Source organism: Clostridium tarantellae, assembly GCF_009295725.1.
Lineage (GTDB): Bacteria > Bacillota > Clostridia > Clostridiales > Clostridiaceae > Sarcina > Sarcina tarantellae.
The window spans coordinates 1-1,885 of the sequence record NZ_WHJC01000452.1 but is presented as its reverse complement, the minus strand read 5'-3'; the positions used below and the strand labels follow the sequence as shown (position 1 = coordinate 1,885).

Sequence of the window (1,885 nt, the reverse complement as noted above, 5' to 3'; positions counted from 1 at the left end):
AGGGGCTGTCGCACTAAATAATTAGTGAACAGCTCCTTTTTTCTTTAAAAAAATAAATCCCAAACTCCACGAGTTTAGGATTTATGGTAAAATATTCTTATGCTTAAAAAAAATATTTTGCAAAAAGATTATACTATAAATCAAAAGGTTTATCAATTAAAACTTCCTTTTGAGATAGATTGCATAATACCAGAAAATGATTCAGTAAGATTACTAAGTCAGTTTGTAGAGGAGATGGATTTAACTGATTTATATTCTACTTATTTTAAAATAAGAGAAAATCAAGTATCACCAATGAATATGCTGAAAATTATGCTTTATGGATATATGAATGGAGTTTATTCTTCACGAGATATAGAAACTGCATGTCTTAGAGATATAAATTTTATGTTTTTACTTGAAGGGGCATCTGTTCCAGATCACTCAACATTTGCAAGGTTTAGAACTTTACATTTTGCTCCATGCGCTGAAAAAATATTAGCCGAAATGACTAATTTTCTTCATGAAATTAGTGAAATATCAGGAGAGACAATATTTATTGACGGTACTAAGATAGAAGCTTATGCAAATAAATATACCTTTGTTTGGAAGAAGGCTGTAACAAAGAATATGGCTAAATTGTTAATAAAAATAGCCGACCTTGTAAAAGAATGTGAAGAGCTTTACGGAATTAAATTAATCTATAAAGATAAGGTACAAATGAAGCATGTAAAAAAGCTAAAAAAGAAGCTTTATGAGTTAAAAAAATCAGAAAATATTCAATTTGTCCACGGATGTGGTAAAAGAAAAACAGTTTTACAAAAGTCTATAGAGAAGCTTGAAGAGTATCTTTTAAAGTTCAAAGAATATAATCAAAAAATATATACTTGTGGTGATAGAAATAGTTATTCCAAAACAGATACTGATGCTACATTTATGAGAATGAAGGAAGATGCTATGAAAAATGGACAGCTTAAGCCAGCTTATAATATACAGCATGGTGTTGATGCGGAATATATTACATGGCTTACTGTTGGTCCACAGCCAACTGATACAACTACATTAATACCATTTTTGAAAAGTATGGAAGAAAATCTAAATTTCAAATACTTAAAAATAGTTGCTGATGCTGGATATGAAAGTGAGGAAAACTATTCTTTTATTGAGGAGAATAATCAAATATCATTTATTAAACCTAATAATTATGAAATATCTAAAACAAAAAAATATAAAAATGATATTGGTAAGATAGAGAATATGGACTATGATGTTAAAAATGATTTATTTATATGTCAAAATGGTAAAAAATTAAAAATGGAAGGTATAAAACTTAAGAAATCTAAAACAGGATATGCAAGTGAAAAGACAATTTATAGATGTGAGGATTGTAGTGAATGTACCTATAAAAGTAAATGTATTAAAGCTAATAATTCTAAAATACCATTAGAAGAAAGAACTAAAAAAATTGAAACTTCAAAAAAGTTTAATCGTCAAAGGAAAGAGGATTTAGAAAGAATTATTACTGATGAAGGTTGTTTACTTAGAATGAATAGAAGTATTCAAGCAGAAGGTTCTTTTGCTCAAGTAAAGCATGATATGAATTTTAGAAGATTTATGTGCCGTGGACAAAAAAATGTCTTATCAGAAAGTATACTTCTTGCCATGGCTCATAATATAAATAAACTTCATAATAAAATACAAGCTAATCGAACTGGTAAGTATTTATTTGAACTAAAAAAAACTGCATAATCTGATTTTTTAAAGCCTCTTTTCAATAGGCTTATTTGAGTGCGTCTATTTTTAGATATATTTTAACTATAGTTGAAATATATAAAATTATTTTAAAAAATATAGAAAAGGAGCTATCGCTAGCGGATTTTTTTATCCGCTAATGCGACAGCCCCTT

Annotated in this window: 1 protein-coding gene; it reads left to right on the top strand. The window is 27.7% G+C overall.

Annotation, left to right across the window (positions count from 1 at the left end; all coding sequences use genetic code 11):
- Positions 1 to 99: 99 nt before the first annotated feature.
- Positions 100 to 1,728 (top strand): IS1182 family transposase, encoded by a 1,629-nt coding sequence (locus tag GBZ86_RS15505; RefSeq protein WP_152892154.1) that lies wholly within the window; start codon positions 100 to 102, stop codon positions 1,726 to 1,728.
- Positions 1,729 to 1,885: the final 157 nt, after the last annotated feature.

What these genes read in the sequence shown, in the direction of transcription:
- GBZ86_RS15505 (WP_152892154.1), top strand. Translation starts at nt 100, where the DNA reads ATGCTTAAAAAAAATATTTTGCAAAAAGATTATACTATAAATCAAAAG.